Origin of the sequence: Marinobacter lutaoensis, from assembly GCF_001981305.1 — a bacterium.
In the GTDB taxonomy this organism is placed as follows: domain Bacteria; phylum Pseudomonadota; class Gammaproteobacteria; order Pseudomonadales; family Oleiphilaceae; genus Marinobacter; species Marinobacter lutaoensis.
On sequence record NZ_MSCW01000003.1, the window covers coordinates 75,974 to 95,709 of the forward strand.

General features: G+C 61.1%; 15 protein-coding genes. 7 read left to right on the plus strand and 8 right to left on the minus strand.

Annotation, left to right across the window (positions count from 1 at the left end; genetic code table 11):
• The first annotated feature begins 40 nt into the window (after window positions 1-40).
• Complete coding sequence (gene gcvH / locus BTO32_RS04305) at window positions 41-433, plus strand: glycine cleavage system protein GcvH (RefSeq protein WP_076723223.1); 393 nt, start codon at window positions 41-43, stop codon at window positions 431-433.
• 48 nt (window positions 434-481) lie between these two features.
• Window positions 482-1,678 (plus strand): class I SAM-dependent rRNA methyltransferase, encoded by a 1,197-nt coding sequence (locus tag BTO32_RS04310; protein ID WP_076723224.1) that lies wholly within the window; start codon window positions 482-484, stop codon window positions 1,676-1,678.
• 19 nt (window positions 1,679-1,697) lie between these two features.
• Here the strand turns inward: BTO32_RS04310 and BTO32_RS04315 are convergent, their stop codons facing one another.
• Complete coding sequence (locus BTO32_RS04315; RefSeq protein WP_076723225.1) at window positions 1,698-2,354, minus strand: histidinol-phosphatase; 657 nt, start codon at window positions 2,352-2,354, stop codon at window positions 1,698-1,700.
• Window positions 2,355-2,524: 170 nt separating this feature from the next.
• On the opposite strand from BTO32_RS04315, the gene BTO32_RS04320 reads away from it, so the two are divergent.
• Genes BTO32_RS04320 through BTO32_RS04330 form a run of 3 tightly spaced genes read left to right on the plus strand, consistent with a single transcriptional unit; the run spans window position 2,525 to window position 6,618 of the window.
• On the plus strand, window positions 2,525-3,055 hold the full coding sequence (locus tag BTO32_RS04320; protein WP_076723226.1) for an RNA pyrophosphohydrolase: 531 nt from the start codon (window positions 2,525-2,527) through the stop codon (window positions 3,053-3,055).
• A 15-nt stretch (window positions 3,056-3,070) separates the two neighbouring features.
• The gene (gene ptsP, locus BTO32_RS04325) at window positions 3,071-5,374 is read left to right on the plus strand and encodes a phosphoenolpyruvate--protein phosphotransferase (RefSeq protein WP_076723227.1); all 2,304 of its coding nucleotides are present in this window, start codon (window positions 3,071-3,073) and stop codon (window positions 5,372-5,374) included.
• On the plus strand, window positions 5,374-6,618 hold the full coding sequence (locus BTO32_RS04330; RefSeq protein WP_076723228.1) for a patatin-like phospholipase family protein: 1,245 nt from the start codon (window positions 5,374-5,376) through the stop codon (window positions 6,616-6,618). The genes ptsP and BTO32_RS04330 overlap by 1 nt, the downstream gene beginning before the upstream one ends.
• A 43-nt stretch (window positions 6,619-6,661) precedes the next feature.
• Here BTO32_RS04330 and hslU read toward each other — a convergent pair whose 3' ends face one another.
• The 6 genes from hslU to BTO32_RS04360 form a co-directional block, all read right to left on the minus strand.
• Window positions 6,662-7,993 (minus strand): ATP-dependent protease ATPase subunit HslU, encoded by a 1,332-nt coding sequence (hslU, locus tag BTO32_RS04335; protein WP_076723229.1) that lies wholly within the window; start codon window positions 7,991-7,993, stop codon window positions 6,662-6,664.
• A gap of 12 nt (window positions 7,994-8,005) precedes the next feature.
• Window positions 8,006-8,536, minus strand: a complete 531-nt coding sequence (gene hslV / locus BTO32_RS04340) for an ATP-dependent protease subunit HslV (protein WP_076723230.1) — start codon at window positions 8,534-8,536, stop codon at window positions 8,006-8,008.
• A gap of 106 nt (window positions 8,537-8,642) precedes the next feature.
• Window positions 8,643-9,257 (minus strand): SPOR domain-containing protein, encoded by a 615-nt coding sequence (locus BTO32_RS04345; RefSeq protein ID WP_076723231.1) that lies wholly within the window; start codon window positions 9,255-9,257, stop codon window positions 8,643-8,645.
• Between the two features lie 9 nt (window positions 9,258-9,266).
• Window positions 9,267-10,952: an arginine--tRNA ligase gene (argS, locus tag BTO32_RS04350; protein ID WP_076723232.1), complete on the minus strand. Its 1,686-nt coding sequence runs from the start codon at window positions 10,950-10,952 to the stop codon at window positions 9,267-9,269.
• Between the two features lie 149 nt (window positions 10,953-11,101).
• A complete protein-coding gene (locus BTO32_RS04355; protein ID WP_076723233.1) occupies window positions 11,102-12,799 on the minus strand; it encodes an Ig-like domain-containing protein in 1,698 nt (565 codons plus the stop codon).
• A gap of 235 nt (window positions 12,800-13,034) precedes the next feature.
• A complete protein-coding gene (locus tag BTO32_RS04360; protein WP_076723234.1) occupies window positions 13,035-15,209 on the minus strand; it encodes a primosomal protein N' in 2,175 nt (724 codons plus the stop codon).
• A gap of 234 nt (window positions 15,210-15,443) precedes the next feature.
• On the opposite strand from BTO32_RS04360, the gene rpmE reads away from it, so the two are divergent.
• Both rpmE and BTO32_RS04370 read left to right on the plus strand, forming a co-directional pair.
• Window positions 15,444-15,665 carry a 50S ribosomal protein L31 gene (gene rpmE, locus BTO32_RS04365; RefSeq protein WP_076723235.1) on the plus strand — a complete coding sequence of 74 codons (222 nt, stop codon included), beginning with the start codon at window positions 15,444-15,446 and terminating at the stop codon, window positions 15,663-15,665.
• A gap of 219 nt (window positions 15,666-15,884) precedes the next feature.
• The gene (locus tag BTO32_RS04370) at window positions 15,885-17,153 is read left to right on the plus strand and encodes a malic enzyme-like NAD(P)-binding protein (protein WP_076723236.1); all 1,269 of its coding nucleotides are present in this window, start codon (window positions 15,885-15,887) and stop codon (window positions 17,151-17,153) included.
• 62 nt (window positions 17,154-17,215) lie between these two features.
• Here BTO32_RS04370 and BTO32_RS04375 read toward each other — a convergent pair whose 3' ends face one another.
• On the minus strand, window positions 17,216-19,702 hold the full coding sequence (locus BTO32_RS04375) for a penicillin-binding protein 1A (RefSeq protein ID WP_076723237.1): 2,487 nt from the start codon (window positions 19,700-19,702) through the stop codon (window positions 17,216-17,218).
• Window positions 19,703-19,736: the final 34 nt, after the last annotated feature.

A 19,736-nucleotide genomic window follows, 5' to 3' on the forward strand; every position in this document is an offset into this window, starting at 1 on the left:
CTTGCGTTACACTGCGCCCGAAATCGCAGAGGAACCCATCATGAGCGAAATCCCGGCAGACCTGAAATACATTGAGACGCACCAGTGGGTGCGGGTATCGGACGACGGCACCGCTACGGTTGGCATTACCGACTTTGCCCAGGAGCAACTGGGTGATGTGGTCTACATTGGCGTGCCCGACCTTGGGGCCACCGTGAACGGCGGCGAGGAGGCCGGCGTGGCCGAATCGGTCAAATCCGCCTCCGACGTGTTCAGCCCGGTTACTGGCGAGGTCATCGCGGTCAATGAGGCCCTGGAGGACGAGCCCGAGCGGGTGAACGAGGATCCCTACGGTGAGGGCTGGATGTTCCGGGTACGCATGACCGATCCGGGGGAGCTCGACGGTCTGATGGACGCCGCCGCCTATGCCGAGCACATTGCCGATCATGACTGATCGGTTGATAATCCGCGCCCCATTCCACAGTTTCGGTTGATACGCCCGATGAACTTTCCTGTCCTGTACCTGCGCAAGGGCGCGGAGCGCCGTCTCCGTGCCGGCCACCTCTGGGTTTACAGCAACGAAGTCGATATCCGGCGGTCGCCTCTGACCGCCTTCGAACCCGGCGATCAGGCGGAAGTGCGTGCCAGTAACGACAAACCCCTGGGCACCGTGTTCGTCAATCCCCACGCGCTGATTTGCGGGCGCCTGATCAGTCGGGATCCGGGGCAGGGCATGACGCCCCAGCGACTGACGCAACGGATGGAGGTGGCGCTGGCAATACGAGATCGGCTGTTCGACCGGCCTTTCTACCGTTGGGTGTTCGGTGACAGCGATGGCCTTTCCGGGTTGGTGGTGGACCGTTTCGGCGACACCGTGGTGGTACAGATTTCCAGTGCCGGCATGGAACGGATGAAGGACGCCGTCGTGCGTGCTGTGCAGCGGCTGGTTCAGCCGACCTCCATCATCCTGAAAAACGACGGCAAGATGCGCCGGGTGGAAGGGCTGGAAACATACGTCGAGCAGGCGTACGGCGCCGAGACCGACCGGCTCCTGGTGGAAGAGAACGGCGCCCGCTTCGAGGTGGCCTTGGCAGGGGCTCAGAAAACCGGCTGGTTCTACGATCACCGGATGAACCGCCGGCGCCTGCAGGCCTATGCTCCAGGCAAGCGGGTGCTGGACGTGTTCAGTTACGTCGGTGGCTGGGGATTGCAGGCGGCGATGGCCGGGGCGGCGGAGGTGACGTGCGTGGATGCCTCGGCGGTGGCGCTGGAGGCCGTGCATCACAACGCCCGCCTGAATGGCCTGGAGCCGGTGCGGACGTTGGCTGGGGACGCCTTCGAGGTCCTCAAGGGACTGGCCGAGGACAAACAGAAGTTCGATGTCGTGGTACTGGACCCGCCGGCGCTGATTCCCCGGCGCCGGGATCAGAAGGCCGGGGAACAGGCTTATGCCCGTCTCAACCAGCTGGGACTCCGGCTGCTGGAGCGGGACGGCGTGCTGGTGTCGGCTTCCTGCTCCATGCACCTGTCTCAAGAACGGCTGGTGGACATCCTTCGTGCCAGCGGTCGAAAAATCGACCGCTTTGTACAGTTGCTGGAACAGGGGCACCAAGCTCCGGATCACCCGGTGATTCCCGGGATTCCGGAAACGGACTACATCAAGGCCTGCTTTGTCCGGTCACTGACCGGTTTCCTCTGACGGACGGGCCGCCGGCCCGTCAGCCCCGTAGCGAAATCACCGGCCAGCCCGCGGCCTTGGCCTGCTGCTCCAGGGTCGGGTCCGGGTCCACCGCCACTGGATGGGTCACCGCCCGCAGCAGTGGCAAGTCGTTGTGGGAGTCACTGTAGAACCACGCGTTTTCCAGTGTGTGCCCGTGGCTTGCCAGCCAGTCCTTGAGCCGGACCACTTTGCCCTCCTGGAAGCTGGGAACCCCGGCAACTTCGCCCGTGAAGCGGCCATTGACCATTTCCGGCTCCGTGGCGATGAGGTGCTCGATGCCCATCAGCTTGGCGATGGGTTCGGTGACAAAACGGTTGGTGGCGGTAATGATCATCAGGGTATGTCCCTGCTCCCGGTGGCGCTCCACCAGCGCCTGGGCCCGCGACTGCAGCATGGGCCGTATTTTCTGCTCGACGAAGCGTTCCCGCCAGGCCAGGAGGTCGTTCAGGTCGTGGCGGGTCAGGGGTTGCAGCGCGAAACGCAGGTAGTGAAAGATGTCCAGCTCGCCGTTCAGGTACTCCTGATAGAAACGGTCGTTGGCCTGGCGATACGCCTCCGCGTCGACCAGGCCCTCTTCCACCAGAAACTCCCCCCAGGCGTGGTCACTGTCGCCAGCCAGCAGGGTGTTGTCCAGATCAAACAATGCGAGCGTCAAGGGCTGTCCTCCATGGGTAACAGGGGGTTGGCTAGCCGTCCAGTCTAGCACGACCTGACGGGATCGGCTGCGTTTGCCCAACCCTGGGGTTTCTGTAAGAATGAGAGCAATTTGGACAAATTTTGCCGGTCAAAACTTGACCGGCGACCGACTTTTGAGAGGACTGTGCCGTGATTGATAAAGACGGTTTCAGACCCAACGTCGGAATCATTCTGGCCAACCACAGGGGCGAAGTTCTCTGGGCACGGCGAATCGGACAGGACTCCTGGCAGTTTCCGCAGGGCGGCATCAAGCCCAACGAATCACCCGAGGAAGCGTTGTACCGGGAGCTTGGAGAGGAAATCGGCCTCACGGCGGATGATGTCGAGATCATCAGCTGTACCCGGGGCTGGCTGAGGTACCGTCTGCCCAGGCGGATGGTGCGCCACAACTCACACCCTGTGTGTGTGGGGCAAAAACAGAAATGGTTCCTGCTGAGGATGTTGTCGCCGGACGCGCAGGTGTGCGTGGACGGAACCGATTCACCGGAATTCGATGGGTGGCAGTGGGTCAGCTACTGGTATCCGTTGGGCCAGGTGGTTTCATTCAAGCGAGAAGTCTACCGGCGCGCATTGCGGGAACTCGCGCCCAGGTTGTTCCACAACCTGGAACAGTGGCGCAAGTCGGAACCGGAACGGCGCCTTAGGGAACACTCACGATAACGGATTGACCCTGCCATGCTGAGCATACTGCGAAGTCTTGTACAAGAGGTAAACAGCGCCCGCGATTTGCAGGAGGCGCTGGATATCATCGTATCGCGGGTGCAAAAGGCAATGGGCACGGAAGTCTGTTCGGTCTATTTGCAGGATCCGGTGACCAACCGGTACATCCTGATGGCGACCGAGGGTTTGTATCGCAAGGCCGTGGGGCGCGTCAGCCTGGGTTACTCCGAAGGCTTGGTTGGCTTGGTGGGTTCCCGCGAGGAGCCGATCAACCTGGAAGACGCTCCGTCCCACCCTCGTTACCGCTATTTCCCGGAAACCGGCGAGGAGCGTTTCCGGTCGTTTCTCGGGGTTCCCATCATCCACCACCGCCGCGTGCTGGGTGTGCTGGTGGTCCAGCAGCGGGAAAGCCGGTGTTTCGACGAAGGTGAAGAAGCATTTCTGGTGACCGTGTCCGCCCAGCTGGCGGGCGTTATCGCCCACGGCGAGGCGACCGGGGCCATCAGCGGCATGTCGCTGACCGGGCGCGAGGCCAGAGACGTCTCCTTCAACGGGGTGCCGGGAGCCCCCGGCGTGGCCATTGGCACCGGCGTGGTGGTGTATCCGGCCGCGGACCTGGACGCAGTTCCGGAAAAACCCACCGACGATATCGAGAGCGAAGTTGCGTTGTTCCAGTCCGCCGTGCGAGCGGTTCGGGAGGATATCGAGCGGGTGGCCAACCGGCTGGCGAGCCAGCTGCGGCCGGAGGAGCAGGCCCTGTTCGATGTCTATCTGCGCATGCTGGGAGACGAGGCTCTGCCTGGGGAGGTTGTCAATCGGATCCGCGAGGGGATCTGGGCCCAGGGGGCGCTCAAGCAGGTGGTTCAGCAGTACGTACGCCACTTCGAAATGATGGACGACCACTATCTGCAGGAGCGGGCAGTGGATGTCCGTGACCTGGGGCGCCGTCTGCTGTCGCACCTTCAGGAAGGGGAGCAGCGGCACCTGGTGTATCCGGAGAAAACGGTGCTGGTGAGCGAGGAGCTGACGCCTGCCATGCTGGGTGAAGTGCCCAAGGGACGGCTGGTGGGGCTGGTTTCGGTCAAGGGCTCCAGCAACTCCCACGTGGCGATACTGGCGCGGGCTATGGGCGTGCCGACGGTGATGGGGCTGGTGGACATTCCGGTCAATCAATTGGACGGCAAGGAGCTGATCGTCGACGGCTTCGAAGGGCAGATCTTCGCGTCGCCGTCCGCGGACCTTCGCGCGTTTTACCAGGAAATCTGTGACGAGGAGGATGAGCTGGTCCGAGGCCTGGAAGCGCTGCGTGACAAGCCCTGTGAAACCACCGACGGACATCGGGTGTCGCTGCTGGTGAACACGGGCCTGATGACCGACGTGGTGCGCTCCCTCTCGCACGGTGCGGAAGGTATCGGCCTGTACCGGACCGAAGTGCCGTTCATGATCAAGGATCGGTTCCCCTCTGAGCAGGAGCAGCGGGAGTATTACCGCGAGCAGCTCGAAGCCTTCGCGCCCAATCCGGTCACCATGCGAACCCTGGATGTGGGGGGCGACAAGGCGCTGGCCTATTTCCCCATCAATGAGGAGAACCCCTTCCTGGGGTGGCGGGGCATCCGGGTCACTTTGGATCACCCGGAGATCTTTCTGGTCCAGGTGCGTGCCATGCTCAAGGCCAGCGAGGGGCTGAACAACCTGCAGATCATGCTGCCGATGATCAGCAACGTCTCCGAGGTCGAGGAGTCGCTGCACCTGATCTACCGGGTGTATCACGAGGTCCGGGAGGAGGGGTACGACATCCACATGCCCAAGGTGGGTGTGATGGTGGAGGTGCCTGCCGCAGTGTATCAGATCCGGGAGCTGGCGGACCGTGTCGACTTCCTGTCGGTGGGCTCCAACGACCTGACTCAGTACCTGCTGGCAGTGGACCGCAACAACCCGCGGGTGGCTCAGCTGTACCATTCCTACCACCCGGCGGTGCTGCAGGCCCTTGTGCGAATCGCCCAGGACGCGCATGCTGTGGGTAAGCCCGCAGGCATTTGCGGCGAGCTGGCGGGCGACCCTGGTGGTGCGTTGTTGCTGATGGCCATGGGGTACGACTCGCTGTCCATGAACGCGGCCAGCCTGCCGAAGGTGAAGTCGGTGATTCGCAGCGTCAGCCGGGAATGGGCGATGCAGCTGCTGGAGGACGTGTTAATGCTGGACTCCCCTCATGTGATCAAGAGTTGTGTGGACTTGGCGTTGAGAAACGCGGGTTTTGGCCGTTACCTGAGACCCGGCAAGACCTCCTCCCTGGCGCTTTCCGAGCAGGCGGCGTCCTGATGGCGGCCTCCTCGACGCCGCGCCAACCCCGCATCGGGCTCGCCCTGGGCGGGGGCGGTCCCCTGGGCGGAATCTACGAGATCGGCGCCCTGCGAGCGCTGGATGAGGCGCTCGATGGCCTCGACTTCAATCGGTTGTCGGTGTATGTGGGCGTCAACGCCGGCGCCTTTGTGGCCGCCAACCTGGCCAACCAGATGACGACGGCCCAGCTGTGCCGGATCTTCGTGCGTAACGAGGCCGAGGTCCACCCGTTCCATCCTGAGGTCTTCTACCGTCCCGCGTTCAGGGAAATCGGCCAACGTTTGTTGGCAATTCCCGGCCTGGTATCCACTGCCATCGGGCGCTTCGTCAACAACCCCTATGACCAGAGTTTTCTGGAGGCCCTGACGATCCTGGCCCAGGCCGCGCCGGCGGGGTTGTTCGACAACGAGGGGCTGCACGACTACCTGAGTCGGGCTTTCACCATGCTCGGTCGTACCAACGACTTTCGGGAGCTGAAGCACAGCCTGTACGTGGTGGCGGCGGACGTGGAAAGCACCGAGGCTGTGTGCTTCGGTGCCCCGGGGTTTGACCATGTACCCATTTCCAGGGCCATTCAGGCCACCACGGCGTCTCCGGGACTGTACGTCCCGGTGGAAATCGACGGGCGTTACTATGTGGACGGTACCCTGCGCAAGGGCTTGCATGCGTCGGTGGCTTTCGAGGATGGCGCGGACCTGGTCTTTGCCGTGAACCCTCAGGTGCCGATAGATGCCAGTGCTGCGGTACGCGCCGGTTCCATGAAGCCTGGCGAGCTGACCCGCTCGGGGATGCCGAATCTCCTCTCCCAAATGTTCCGTACCATGGTGTACTCGCGGATGCAATCCGGCATTGCTCAGTATGCCCGTGACTACCCGGACAAGGACATTCTCCTGTTCGAACCCACCCGGGACGATGCCAAGCTGTTCTTTTCCAATGTGTTCAGTTTCCAGAGCCGGCGCATGGTCTGTGAACATGCCTATCAGATGACGCGGCGCGACCTGCTGCTCCGGGCCGACGAGTTGGAGCCCAAGCTGGCGAAGTATGGCATCACGCTCCGGCGCGACCGTCTGGAAGACGAGCAGCGTACCATCAGCACCAGTCTATACGGGGAGCTGTTGCCGCTGTACGTGGCCAAGGCAAAGGACAGGAAACGCCCGTCAGACAGACGTCGGAAGGGGGCGGGCCTGGGTAACGTCTCACAGCTGTTCTCCAGAGCCCAGTAGGGGCGCACCGACCCGCTCCTTGGCGGGCCGGTGCGGTTGGCGGTCAGAGGATGTAGCGGGACAGGTCCTCGTCCTCCGACAGTTCTCCGAGCTTTTCGTCCACATAGTCCGCCGTGACCTCGAAGCGGTCGGTGATCCGGTCGCCGGCGTCAAAGGACAGGCTTTCCAATAGCCGTTCGAGCACGGTGTGCAGCCGCCGCGCTCCGATATTCTCGGTGCTTTCATTCACCTTCCAGGCGACTTCGGCGATGCGGGCGATGGCCTCGTCGGTAAAGCTCAGATTGACGCCTTCGGTCGCCATCAACGCCTGATACTGCTGAACCAGGGAGGCATCCGGCTCGGTCAGGATGCGCTTGAAGTCCTCCGGCGTGAGCGCCTGCAGTTCCACCCGGATCGGCAGCCGGCCCTGGAGTTCCGGAATCAGGTCCGAGGGCTTGGACAGATGGAAGGCACCGGAGGCGATGAACAGGATGTGATCGGTCCGGACCGCGCCGTACTTGGTGCTGACGGTACTGCCCTCAATCAGGGGCAGAAGGTCTCTCTGGACCCCTTCCCGGGATACATCCGAGGCGGTGTTTTCGGAGCGCTTGGCGACCTTGTCGATCTCGTCGATGAATACGATGCCATTCTGTTCCACCGCCTGGATGGCCTTCTGCTTGATTTCCTCTTCATTGACCAGCTTGGCGGCTTCCTCGTCCTTGACCAGTCGCAGAGCTTCGGACACTTTCATCTTGCGGGTCTTGCGCTTGTCCGAGGATAGACTAGAGAAAATGCTTTGCAGCTGGCTGGTCATTTCCTCCATGCCTGGCGGCGCCATGATTTCAACGCCCGGCCCGGCGCTGCGCACCTCGATTTCGATCTCTTTGTCATCCAGTTCGCCTTCCCGAAGCTTCTTGCGGAACAGCTGGCGGGTGGAGGAGTCCTGGCCGCCGCGCTGGCTGTCTTCAGTGAAATCTCGGGGAGGCGGCAGCAGCGCGTCGAGGATGCGATCCTCCGCCGCGTCCAGTGCCCGGTTTTCGTGACGCTTCATTTCCTTCTCGCGCATCATCTTGACCGCCATGTCGGCAAGGTCCCGGATGATGGACTCCACGTCGCGGCCCACGTAGCCGACTTCGGTGAACTTGGTGGCCTCAACCTTGAGGAACGGGGCATCCGCCAGCTTTGCCAGACGCCGCGCGATCTCGGTTTTGCCGACGCCGGTCGGGCCGATCATCAGGATGTTCTTGGGCGTCACTTCGTCCCGCAGGCGGCTGTCCAGCTGCATGCGCCGCCAGCGGTTGCGCAGCGCGATGGCCACGGCCCGCTTGGCTTCTTCCTGGCCCACGATGTGCTTATTGAGTTCGTGGACAATTTCACGGGGTGTCATTGCGGACATGGTTGCTCCGGGTCAGTCGGTCTTGGGTAGGACTTCGATGGTGAGGTTGTGGTTGGTGTAGATGCAGATATCGGCAGCTATCTCCAGGCCTTTTTCCACAATCTCTCGGGCTGACAGGTCGGTGTTTTCCAGCAGCGCCCGGGCGGAGGCCTGGGCGAAGGGGCCGCCTGAGCCGATGGCGATCAGGCCCTGCTCCGGCTCGATGACGTCTCCGTTACCCGTGATAATCAGCGATGCGGTCTTGTCCGCCACCGCCAGAAGGGCCTCGAGCTTCCTGAGTGCTCGGTCCGTTCGCCAGTCCTTGGCCAGCTCGACCGCCGCCCGGGTGAGGTTGCCCTGGTGCTTTTCCAGTTGAGCCTCGAACCGTTCAAACAAGGTAAAGGCATCCGCCGTGCCGCCGGCAAAGCCTGCGATCACCTGGCCATTGTATAGCCGCCGTACTTTGCGGGCGTTACCCTTCATTACGGTATTTCCCAGGGAAACCTGGCCGTCGCCACCCATGGCGACTTCGTCGTCTCGCCTGACGGATAGAATGGTAGTCATCTGGGCTCCACTTGCCTGTTCGAGTGAGTTATCCAGCTGTTATGGAGGCGTGATGTGGGTTTTCAAGGGTCGAAACGGCCCCCCGCCTTGGCCCGGGAGTCGTTGGCTAGCCGTTCTTGGGAACCTTGCGGATCAGCGGCTGGATATTCAGGGACACCAGCTTGTCGATGGCTGAATTCATCTGGCTGCGGGAGTCGAATGGCCCCACGTTGACTCGGTACCAGGTGCTTCCGTTGTCCAGGTCAATGCGCTGGATACTCGCTCTCAGACCCTGAAACGCGATCTGGGCTCGCTGGCGTTCGGCGTCCTCTCGGCTGCGGAAGGAGCCCGACTGGACCAGGTACTGGAAGTCCTGAGCCTTGGGGGAGGGACTGTACTCCTGGACATCCGGTGGTACCACTTCCGACTCTGGCAGCATCTCGTAAAACCGGAACTGCGGTTTTTTCTCCTGCGCCTGGGCAGGGGCGACCGCTTTCGCCTCAGGCGCCTGAATCCGGGCGGGGACCGGCTCCGGTTTGGGGGCGGTCGGCAGGGAGTGCAGGTAGAAAATGAAGCCGATAAAGCCGCCCACGGCCGCCAGCGAGGCAATCCATTTCAGGGACAGGCTGCCGTGCTGGTGCCGCCCGGGCGCAGGCTTGGTCCTGGCCTGCGGGGCCGGTCGCCGGGCGGCCGATGGCCGGGGGGCGCTGGGACGGTTTTTCCTGGCGTAGTCGCGGGCCATCGGAGTACCTTACATTTCCTCCGGCGCGTTGACGCCGAGCAGCGCCAGACCGTTGGCCAGCACCTGCCTGACCGCCAGGTACAGGCTGACCCGGGCATCACGCAGCTCGGTGTCCTCGGTCAGAACCTTGTGGGCGTTGTAATAGGTATGGAACTGGCCGGCCAACTCGCGGAGATAGTGGGCCACATGGTGGGGCTCCCGCTGGGCGGCGGCATTGGCCACCAGTTCCGGGAAGCGGGCCAGCTGATTGGCCAGCTCCTTTTCCTCGTCGAGTGTCAGCCGTGACAGGTCGCCCCGGCACTCGTTACGGTCACGCTCCACTCCTTCGGCGGCCAGTTTGCGCAGAACGCTGCAAATCCTCGCGTGAGCGTACTGAATGTAGTAAACCGGGTTCTCGTTGGTTTGGGAGCGGGCCAGGTCAATGTCGAAGGTCAGCTGGGAATCAACCCGGCGCGCGGCCAAGAAAAACCGGGTGGCATCCCGGCCGACTTCGTCGATCAAGTCGCGGAGGGTGACGTAGCTTCCCGCCCGCTTGGAAATCTTCACCTCCTGGCCGGACCGGGTCACGGTGACCATCTGGTGCAGGACATAGTCTGGCCACCCCTCTGGAATGCCGGCTTTTAGGGCCTGCAGTCCGGCGCGTACCCGGGTCACCGTGGAGTGATGGTCCGCCCCCTGCTCGTTGATCACGCGGGTGAAGCCCCGCTGCCATTTGTCCAGGTGATAAGCGACGTCGGGCAGGAAGTAGGTGTAGCCTCCGTCCTTCTTGCGCATGACCCGGTCCTTGTCATCCCCGAACTCCGTGGTTCGCAGCCAGACGGCGCCATCTTTCTCGTAGGTATAGCCATTTTCCGTCAGGCGCTGGACGGTGGCTTCGACCTTGCCGTCGCGATACAGCGAGGATTCCAGGAAATAGACATCGAAGTGCACGCCGAAGGCTTTAAGATCCAGGTCTTGCTCCCGGCGCAGATAAGCCACGGCAAACTCCCGGATGGCATCCAGGTCATCCGGGTCACCTTGGCCGGTGACTTCGCGGTCGTCGGCGGTGACGGTTTCCCGGGCGAGGTAGGCGTTGGCCACGTCAAGGATGTAATCGCCACGGTAGCCGTCGGTGGGCCAGCCCTCATCCTCCGGCGTCAGCCCCTTGGCTCGGGCCTGGACGGAAAGCGCCAGGTTGTTGATCTGGGCGCCAGCGTCGTTGTAATAGAACTCGCGAGTCACGTCATAGCCGTTTGCCTCGAGCAGGCGGCAGAGGCTGTCGCCAATTGCCGCGCCCCGCCCATGGCCGACATGCAGGGGGCCGGTCGGGTTGGCGGACACGAACTCCACCTGGACCTTTTCTCCCTGGCCACTGTCGTTGTGGCCGAATCGCTCGCCCTGCTCAAGGACTGTTTTCACGACACTGAAGGCGCTGGCGGTACTCATGAAAAAGTTGATGAAGCCCGGGCCCGCGATTTCAACGTTCGCCACCGCGTCACTAGCCGGCAGTCGGGCAACCAGTGCCTCGGCCAGTTGCCGGGGCGGGTAGCCGGCCGCCTTGGCTGCGACCAGGGCGATATTGCAGGCATAATCACCGTGCGCCTTGTCCTTGGTGTTGCCCACTTGCGGTGTAAAAGCTTGATCCGCGGGCAGGACACCTTCGGACTGCAGGGCTGCAAGCGCAGACTGGAGCAGGTCGGAAACGGTTTCTTTCATCGTGTCGGGTGACTCTTGGTTTGCTCGAAACGGGGTGTGTCGGGGCTGGCCCGGTGAAAACAGGAGGCGGCTATTATCGCGGAAAGGGGGGGCATTCTCAAATCCGGGCCTGCCGTATCGGCAGGTCCGGATTTGAGTCGGCGGGCAGATCAGTCCTGGACAGTTATTTGCTCGTAGAACGGATTCCCACTGAATGGGGAGGGAGGCGTGACTTCGACCGTCAGTATGCCAGAGGATGATGTGCTGTCTGCTTCAAGCAGGACACAGAACTCGACAGGGGTTTCCCGATAGTTTGTGGGAGAACTGAAGCTGGATGGGGCTACAATGTTGCCATTGGTCGTGGAGAAATCAATCTGGGTTCCCCCTGGGGGCGGGCCTTCAACAAGCACTCCGTTGTTATAAAAAACTCCCGCAATGGTGGCACAGGCCTGGCCGGGGATGTCGAGGGGAGTGGGGGTCGTGAATGTGATGCTGATGTTGTCGCTGGCCATGAAAATCCGTCCAGTTTCACTGATTTCCAGCAAATCGCTCGTACAGTTGCTGCCGGAACAGGCGCTGCCGTTATATATACCGTTCCCGGCATCGTAGCTGCCATTGCTGTTGTAGTCGAAATAAACCTCGTTGGCGTCGTATGCCTCATTGCGATTGGCGTCTAAAAAGGCTTCGCCCCTGTCGTCACTCGGATTGAACGTATCCGTACCCGATACATACTTGCCATCACTGTTTACGTCTGTAAAACTTTCTTCGCCAACTGTTCTGGCGAGAATTTGTACAACGCTGTCTGCGGGGCGTGGGTCTTGGCTGATCCACTCGATGGAGCAGGCTCCGTCCTGGAGGATGCATTCGCTCTGCACTGACCCACCGTTCGTCAGGAAATTCACAACTGCATCGCTGACTCGGTTGTTATTCCTGTCCGCCGCGCGAATCGTGACTGGAACGCTAACGCCATCATAGTTTCGGGCATTGGGGAGGAAGTTTTCCTCAATTGACAGTGAAAAGCTGTTCTGGTCTGGAATGGATGCGCTGATAGAAATTGGTGCAGAGGTTGTCTGAATAGCAGAGCCGCTATCTGGCGTATAGGTGGCAGTGACACTAACTACAGTAGCGACGGTTCCGGCATTGACTCGAGTGGTGGCGAGTCCCTCCTGGTCCGTGACCGTGGAAGACTGGGAAAGGGAAACACCACCCACGGTTGTCGACAGGCTGAATGATATGTCTTCCTCTGTGGTGATCGGATTACCGTTTTTGTCTGTGAGTCGGAAGGTGACTTTAGAAACGCTAGGGCGGGAGCTGTTGGAGCTGCCGCTCAATGCGATGGAATCTGGGTCGACGCTGACAAACTCGAGTTCGCCCACCTCTGGTGCAGCGACATCGACGGTTACTGACGCGGTCGCGCCATTAGCCAACCGTGCAGTAATAGTGTCCTGTCCAGCACAGCCGGCCTCATAGGTAGTGGAGAATATCCCAGTGCTTGTGGTGAGCGGAGTATCGAAAACGGCGCTTTCGCACAGGGAAGAGATGTTGACGGTTGTGGATTCGGCATTATAGATGGCATTTCCGTCCGCCGCGTTGACAACGTTGAAGTCCAGTCGCGTGGTGCCTCCTGCGGATAGGTTTGTAGCCGAAGCAATGATTTGGCCGCTAACGAAGTTGGAGCCGCTGCCGGACCCCAGCTCCAGAACGACTTCTTGCTCACTGCTGGAGTCGTCTCCCGAAGAAGAGTCTCCTCCGGAATTGGTGCTTCCCCCCGTTCCAACCAGCGGGGCTGAGTTCTCGTCGCCGCCACACGCAGCCAGTATTAGGATGAGAGAGAGGGCAGATGCACGCGCTAGGATATTCCCTGACATTGTGTTTTTCTCCAAAGCTCATAGATGGCGTTATGACGGCTCCTAGAGTTAGCACCGCCTTATGCCTTGTGCGCCCCTGTCCCGATCCTTTCATGAGGAAGTCTTCAGAGCGCGTGGTTTGAGGTAAATTTGGAATCAAAGATCCCGAGTATTTTTTGAAAAATCATAGCACAGGAAGTGCTTAGTAAAGTTGATTCACCTCTGTTTTCTGAAAAAGATTGTAACTGCCCAGTCCTCACCCAGTCTCGATAGGATCAACATCGATCGACCAGCGGAGGCGAGTCGATGGTTTTCGGAGCTCGAGCATTGTGCATAGTTGTGACAATGCCTGATTGAGGCAGCTGCGGCGATCACTCAGGAATACCAGTTGGGCGCGGTGCCGGTCGGCCTTCCTGGCGATGAGGGCTGGCAGTGGCCCCCAGACAGTGAGTTCGCTCGGGAAGGATGCATCCGCTTTGACGGTGTTCAAAAGCGTGAGGCTTTGCTCCATGGTATCGGCCTCGGCCCGCAAGATCGCCATATGCCGGAAGGGGGGAAAACCGCCGGTTTGCCGTTCGGCCAGCAACTGGTCCGCGATGGTCAGGTAGTCATGCTGGCAGAGCTGCTGCAGCAAGGCGGCGTCGCTGTGGCAGGTCTGGATGAGCACGCGTCCCGGTTTCTGGGCCCTGCCGGCGCGGCCGCTGACCTGTAGCAGAGTTTGCATCAGTCGTTCAGGTGCGCGGAAGTCGGTACTGAACAGGCCGCCGTCGGCGTTGATGACGACCACCAGTGTGACGTTTGGAAAATCGTGCCCCTTGGCGAGCATCTGTGTGCCAACCAGAATACAGGGGTGGCCGCTGTTGACGCGTTGCAGAATACCTTGGATGCTGCCCTTGCGCTGGGTGCTGTCCCGGTCGACCCGAACGACGGGGTAGTCGGGGAAGGTCTCGGCGAGCGTGTCCTCGGCCCGTTCCGTTCCCTGGCCAACGGGTTTGAAGTTTTCGCTCTGGCAACTGGGGCAGTGGTCCCGTGCCGCAGCCTGGTAGTTGCAATGGTGGCAGCGCATGGCCCGGTCCTGGCGGTGATAGGTCAGGCGGGTGTCGCACCTGGGACATTCCTCGACGTAGCCGCAGTCAAAACACATCATGACTGGGGCATAGCCCCGGCGATTGACGAACACCAGGGCCTGCTCGCCGTTCTCGAGGGTGCGCCGTATCGCCTGGATCGCAGGGCGGGAGAGCCCTCCTTCTAGGGGGCGGCTGCGAATGTCCAGTAGGTGCAGGCTGGGGGGCGTGGTGTTTTGGGCTCGTTGCTCCAGGCGGATCAGGCGGTATCGGCCTTGCTTGGCGTTGTGATAGGACTCCAGCGATGGCGTGGCGGAACCCAGAATCGCGGGGCATCGGTTCAGTCTGGCTCGGTAGACGGCAAGGTCCCGGCCGGAATAGCGGAAACCGTCCCCCTGTTTGTAGGAGCCGTCGTGCTCCTCGTCCACGATGACGGTCGCCAGGCTGGTGAAGGGCAGGAGGGCCGCAGAACGCGTGCCGACCAGAATCAGCGGCTCTCCCCGGCGCACCCGGAGCCAGACCGCAAGCCGTTCTGCGTCATTCAGGGCTGAGTGCCAGACCCCGATGCGGTCGCCAAAATATTGCCGGAACCGGGCCACGGTCTGGGGGGTCAGGTTGATTTCGGGGACCAGAACCAGGGCCTGTCGGTCTTTGGGAAGATGGGTTTTCAGGTGGTGGATGTAAAGCTCGGTTTTGCCGCTGCCGGTGACACCGTACAGCAGGGCGGTGTTGAAGCCCTCGGCCGGGGTCGGGAGCTGCTCGGCCGCGGCTGACTGTGCGGGAGTGAGGGTGGGTGTCAGCTCGGGTTCATCGGCGATGCCGGCGAAGGCTGGAGCAGCGGCCGGGCGGATCCGCTGCTTGTCAGCCAGGCTCTTGAGTTGGCTGGTCGTGAAGCCGGCTGCCCGTATGCTCGTGGTACTGGCCGGAGCGGGTTGCTCCTGAAGCCAGGCCAGCAGTGCCTGTTGTCGGTGGGCATTGGCAGGCAGTGCCTGCCCTTCACCGTCGGGAGCAGGTTGCCAGTATGACTCGTGCTTCTCCTTGGCTGGCTGTCCCCGGCGCAGGGCCGGCGGCAACGCCATGAATAGGCATTCTCCCAGCGGGTGTTGATAGTAGCGGCTGGCCCAGTTGAGCAGGTGAAAGGTTTCGGTAGGCAGCACGGGCCAGGGTTCCAGGGCCCGCTCGATGGACCTGAGTTCGATACCGTCCGGTGGCGGAGTGTCGGTGTCGACGACCAGGCCGGTAAGCGTCTGGTGTCCGAAGGGAACGCGTACGCGTTGCCCGGGCTCCAGTGTCAGGTCTTCGGGAATCCGGTAGTCGAACAGTCTCCGTAGGGGGCGGTTCAGGGCAATTCGGGCGGTTCGCGGCACTCGGGACTCCAGGGTGAGAGGCTGGCTGCCGGCCGGCGGAGCCGGCCGGTTGGCGTGAACGCCTGGGCCTGCCCGACGGGGCTTGCCTGTGACCAGTATAGTCAGTATGATTCGCGGTCTATTTTGGGCAGGGCGTGATTCTGCCTTGCCTTGTGTCTGGATTCAAACATGCGGTGCCCGGCGCGGAAAATAAGAGCTGTGACTGGGTAGCGGCATGACCGATTGAGGTTCGCCATGAAAGAAGGTATCCATCCGAAGTATGTAGAGATTACCGCAACTTGTTCCTGCGGTAACGTTATCAAGACCCGCTCCACCGTTGGTCACGACCTGCAGCTGGACGTCTGTTCCCAATGTCATCCGTTCTACACCGGCAAGCAGAAGGTGATGGATACGGGGGGCCGCATTGATCGCTTCAATAAGCGCTTTGGTGGTCGTATCGGCGGCAAGAAAGCTTGAATTGAGCTTTGGCCCCAGAAAAAAAGCGCCGTATGGCGCTTTTTTGTGTCTGTCTCAACTTATGTATCTGGCGTGTACATAAGCAATTAGCCGTATTGACTGATCACAAATTGCTCTCCTGCCACTTGTCGTTTTGGGTCGGGCGGGCCATAATGGCGCGCTCCGTTGGGGGAGACCTGGCGGTGTTTACCTATAAACGTGACAAACGGAACAGTGGCAATGTCTCAAGATCTGAAAGAAGCAGCCCTTGAATATCACGCCAAGCCGCGGCCTGGTAAGCTGAGTGTTGAAATCACCAAGCCGACCCGGACTTCCCGCGACCTTTCCCTGGCGTACAGCCCCGGGGTTGCCGAACCGGTCCGCGAAATCGCAAAAGACCCGGAGAATGCGTACAAGTACACTGCCAAGGGCAACCTTGTGGCCGTGATCTCTGACGGTTCCGCGATTCTGGGTCTGGGTAACTTGGGCCCGCTGGCGAGCAAGCCGGTCATGGAAGGCAAGGGTGTGCTGTTCAAGCGCTTTGCCGGAATTGATGTGTTTGATATCGAGGTCAACTCCGAGAGCCCGCAGGCCTTCATTGAGACCGTTGAGCGCATCGCCGATACCTTTGGTGGCATCAATCTGGAAGACATTAAGGCCCCCGAGTGCTTCGAGATCGAGCGTGCTCTGATTGAAAAGTGCAGTGTGCCGGTGTTTCATGATGACCAGCATGGCACAGCCATTGTGACCGCGGCCGGTATGCTGAATGCCCTTGAGTTGCAGGGTAAGAAGATCGAAGAAGCGACCGTTGTCTGTCTGGGAGCCGGTGCGGCGGCCATCGCCTGTATGAAACTGCTGATCAGCTGTGGCATCCGTTCCGAAAACATCTTCATGCTCGACCGCAAGGGTGTGATCCACTCTGGCCGGGACGATCTGAATCAGTACAAGGCCATGTTCGCCAGCGAGACGGACAAGCGCACGCTGGATGATGCTATTGACGGTGCGGACGTGTTTGTTGGACTGTCCGGCCCGAATCTGCTGTCGGCCGAGCAGTTGAAGAAAATGGCGCCGAATCCGATTGTCTTTGCCTGTTCCAACCCGGATCCGGAAATCAGTCCTGAGCTGGCCAATTCGGTCCGTGACGACCTGATCATGGCGACTGGCCGTTCCGATTACCCAAATCAGGTGAACAACGTGCTCGGTTTCCCGTTCATTTTCCGGGGGGCACTGGACGTCCGTGCCACGGCGATTAACGAAGAAATGAAGGTCGCGGCGGTTCACGCCATTCGCAAACTGGCCAAGGAGCCGGTGCCTCAGGAGATTTGCGAGGCTTACGGTGTCGACAAGTTTGAGTTTGGCCGGGATTACATCATTCCGAAGCCGATGGATGTGCGCCTGCTGGAGGTGGTTCCGGCGGCGGTTGCCCGGGCCGCGGTGGATTCCGGCGTCGCGCGCAATCCGTATCCGGCGCACTATCCGCTGAAATCGCTGGATGACATCATCATCTGACGATTTTGCGATCCCCGTAAGAAAAAAACCGGCGGTGATCCCGCCGGTTTTTTTGTCTCGACTCAGAATAGCTGGCGGGATAGATCGCCGCCGCCCGTGCCGCCGTTGCCGTTACCGTCATCTGAGAGCAGTGGCGGCGCTTGCTCTGCCTTGAACAGTTCGAAAACACCCTCTTCCCCTGGGCGTGCGCGTTCCCCGGTCTCTGGGTTGATCCGCACGTTGACAATGCCATTGGGGCGGGGCATGAAGGCGGGAGGGCGCCCCTGCAAGGCGACCTTCATGTAGTCGATCCAGACCGGAAGCGCCGTGCTGGCGCCATACTCGCCCCGGCCCAGGGGGGCGGGTTGATCGAAGCCGACCCAGACAGTGGTGGCGATATCGTGGTTGAAGCCGGCGAACCAGGTATCTTTCTGTTCGTTGGTGGTTCCGGTCTTGCCCGCGAGGTCATCGCGCCCCAGGACCCGGGCGCGGCGGCCGGTTCCCCGTCGAATGACATCCTGCATCATGGAGTGGAGGATGTAGACCGAGCGCTCGTCGGCGAGTCGATGCATGATCCGGGGGGGAGGCGGGGCGTCGGCCGCTGCCGCCCTGCCGGTTTCTCCGATCTCCGGGACCGGTGTCTCGGCCACGGGGGGCGTCGCCGGAGGGGCGCAGTCGGTGTCGCACAGGCGCGTTTCCGGAGCTTGGTAAAGAGTATCGCCGTGGATGTCGGTGATCTCCTCAATGAGGTAGGGCTCGACATCGTACCCGCCGTTTGCAATCACGGCCTGGGCGCGGGCCAGTTCCATGGGAGTCAGCAGGCCACTGCCCAGGGCTAAGGACAGGTCCTTGGGCATGTTATCGGTGGGGATTTTCAGTTGTGCCAGCATGTCCAGGGCGGTCTGGATGCCAAGGTCCCGCAGCAGCCGGATGGAAACCAGGTTCTTTGACCGGTAAAGGGCCTCACGCAATCGGGTCGGTCCCCCGAACTGGCCGGACGAGTTCTGGGGGCGCCAGGCGGCGCCCAGCTCCGATGTGTCTACCACGATGGGAGCGTCGTTGTAGATGGTTGCCGGCGTCATGCCGTTTTCCAGTGCCGTCAGATAGAGGAAGGGCTTGAAGGTCGAGCCCAGCTGCCGTTTTGCCTGGGTGGCGCGGTTGTATTTGCTCTGGCTGAAGCTGTAACCGCCGGCAAGTGCCTGGATGGCGCCGGTCTTGGCGTCCAGGGAAATCAGCGCGCCCTCGATGCGGGGCAGCTGGCTCAGGGCGACGATCGGCAGGCCGGGCCTGTTGCTCTCGAGGGTCTGGGGGTCGGCCGGAGATTGGAATTTTACGTAGACGACGTCGCCGGTCGCGACCACGTCCGAAGGCTTGTCCGGGGTCGGGCCCTTGAGGTCTTCGGTTTTGTAGCGCCGGGCCCAGGTCATGGTTTCAAAGGGCAGAACGGCAGGGCCTAAGTCGCGGGCGTAGACTCGGGCTTCGCCTTGGGGGTCGTCGACGGCGGTGACGATGGCGGGGATCAGGGATTCGATTCGCGGGTAATTTTTGATCAGCCGTTCCAGGTCGGCCCCGCGCAGGTCATCCTCGCTCAACTGGCCGATGGGGCCTCGGTACCCGTGTCGCTGGTCATAGGCCTCGAGGCCAGCCCGAAGGGCCTTCGTGGCGGCCTGCTGTTTGTCGCTCTCGACGGTCAGGCGAACCGAGTAGCCGTCGGTGTAGGCATCCTCGCCGAAGCGGCGGACCATTTCCGTGCGTGCCATTTCCGCAACGTAGTCGGCGTCCACTTCGCTCTCGATGGCATTGTAACTGGCGGTTAGGGGCGCGTTCACCGCCAGTTCGTAGGCGTCCGGGGTGATGTATCCGAGCTCCTTCATGCGGCCCAGGATCCAGTTGCGGCGAACCAGTGCACGTTGCGGGTTGGCCAGCGGGTTGTAGGCGGAGGGGGCCTTGGGCAGGCCTGCCAGCATCGCCATTTGTGCCAGTGACAGCTCGTTCACCGGTTTGTTGTAGTAAACCTGGGCGGCCGCCGCAATGCCATAGGCCCGGTTGCCCAGGTAAATCTTGTTCAGGTAGAGCTCAAGGATCTTGTCCTTGTCCAGCTCACGCTCAATCTGAAGTGCCAGGAGTATCTCGTTGAACTTCCGAATAAACGTCCGGTCGCGTGACAAAAAGTAATTTTTTGCAACCTGCATGGTGATGGTGCTGCCGCCGGACTGGATTGAACCGGTGGAGATCAGCTCGACGGCAGCCCGCACCAGGCCTTTGATGTCAACGCCAAAGTGCTCGTAGAAGCGGGCGTCCTCGGCGGCCAGGAAGGCTTGTAACTGAATTGTTGGGATCTGTTCGATTGTGATTGGTGTCCTTCTCTTTTCGCCGAATTCTGCTATTAATCTGTTGTCTTTGCTATATACCCGAAGAGGGGTCTGCAACTTGATGTCCAGCAGCTGCTCCACCGGTGGAAGCCCGGGGCGCAGGTAAAGGTAAAAGCCGGAGACGGTAATGACAGCCAGGCTCAGGCCGGTGAAAAAGAACCAGGCGAAAAGGCGAGATGTACGCAACAAATGAGACATTTTTTTCTGACAACTGTTGGATATAGGTCTATCA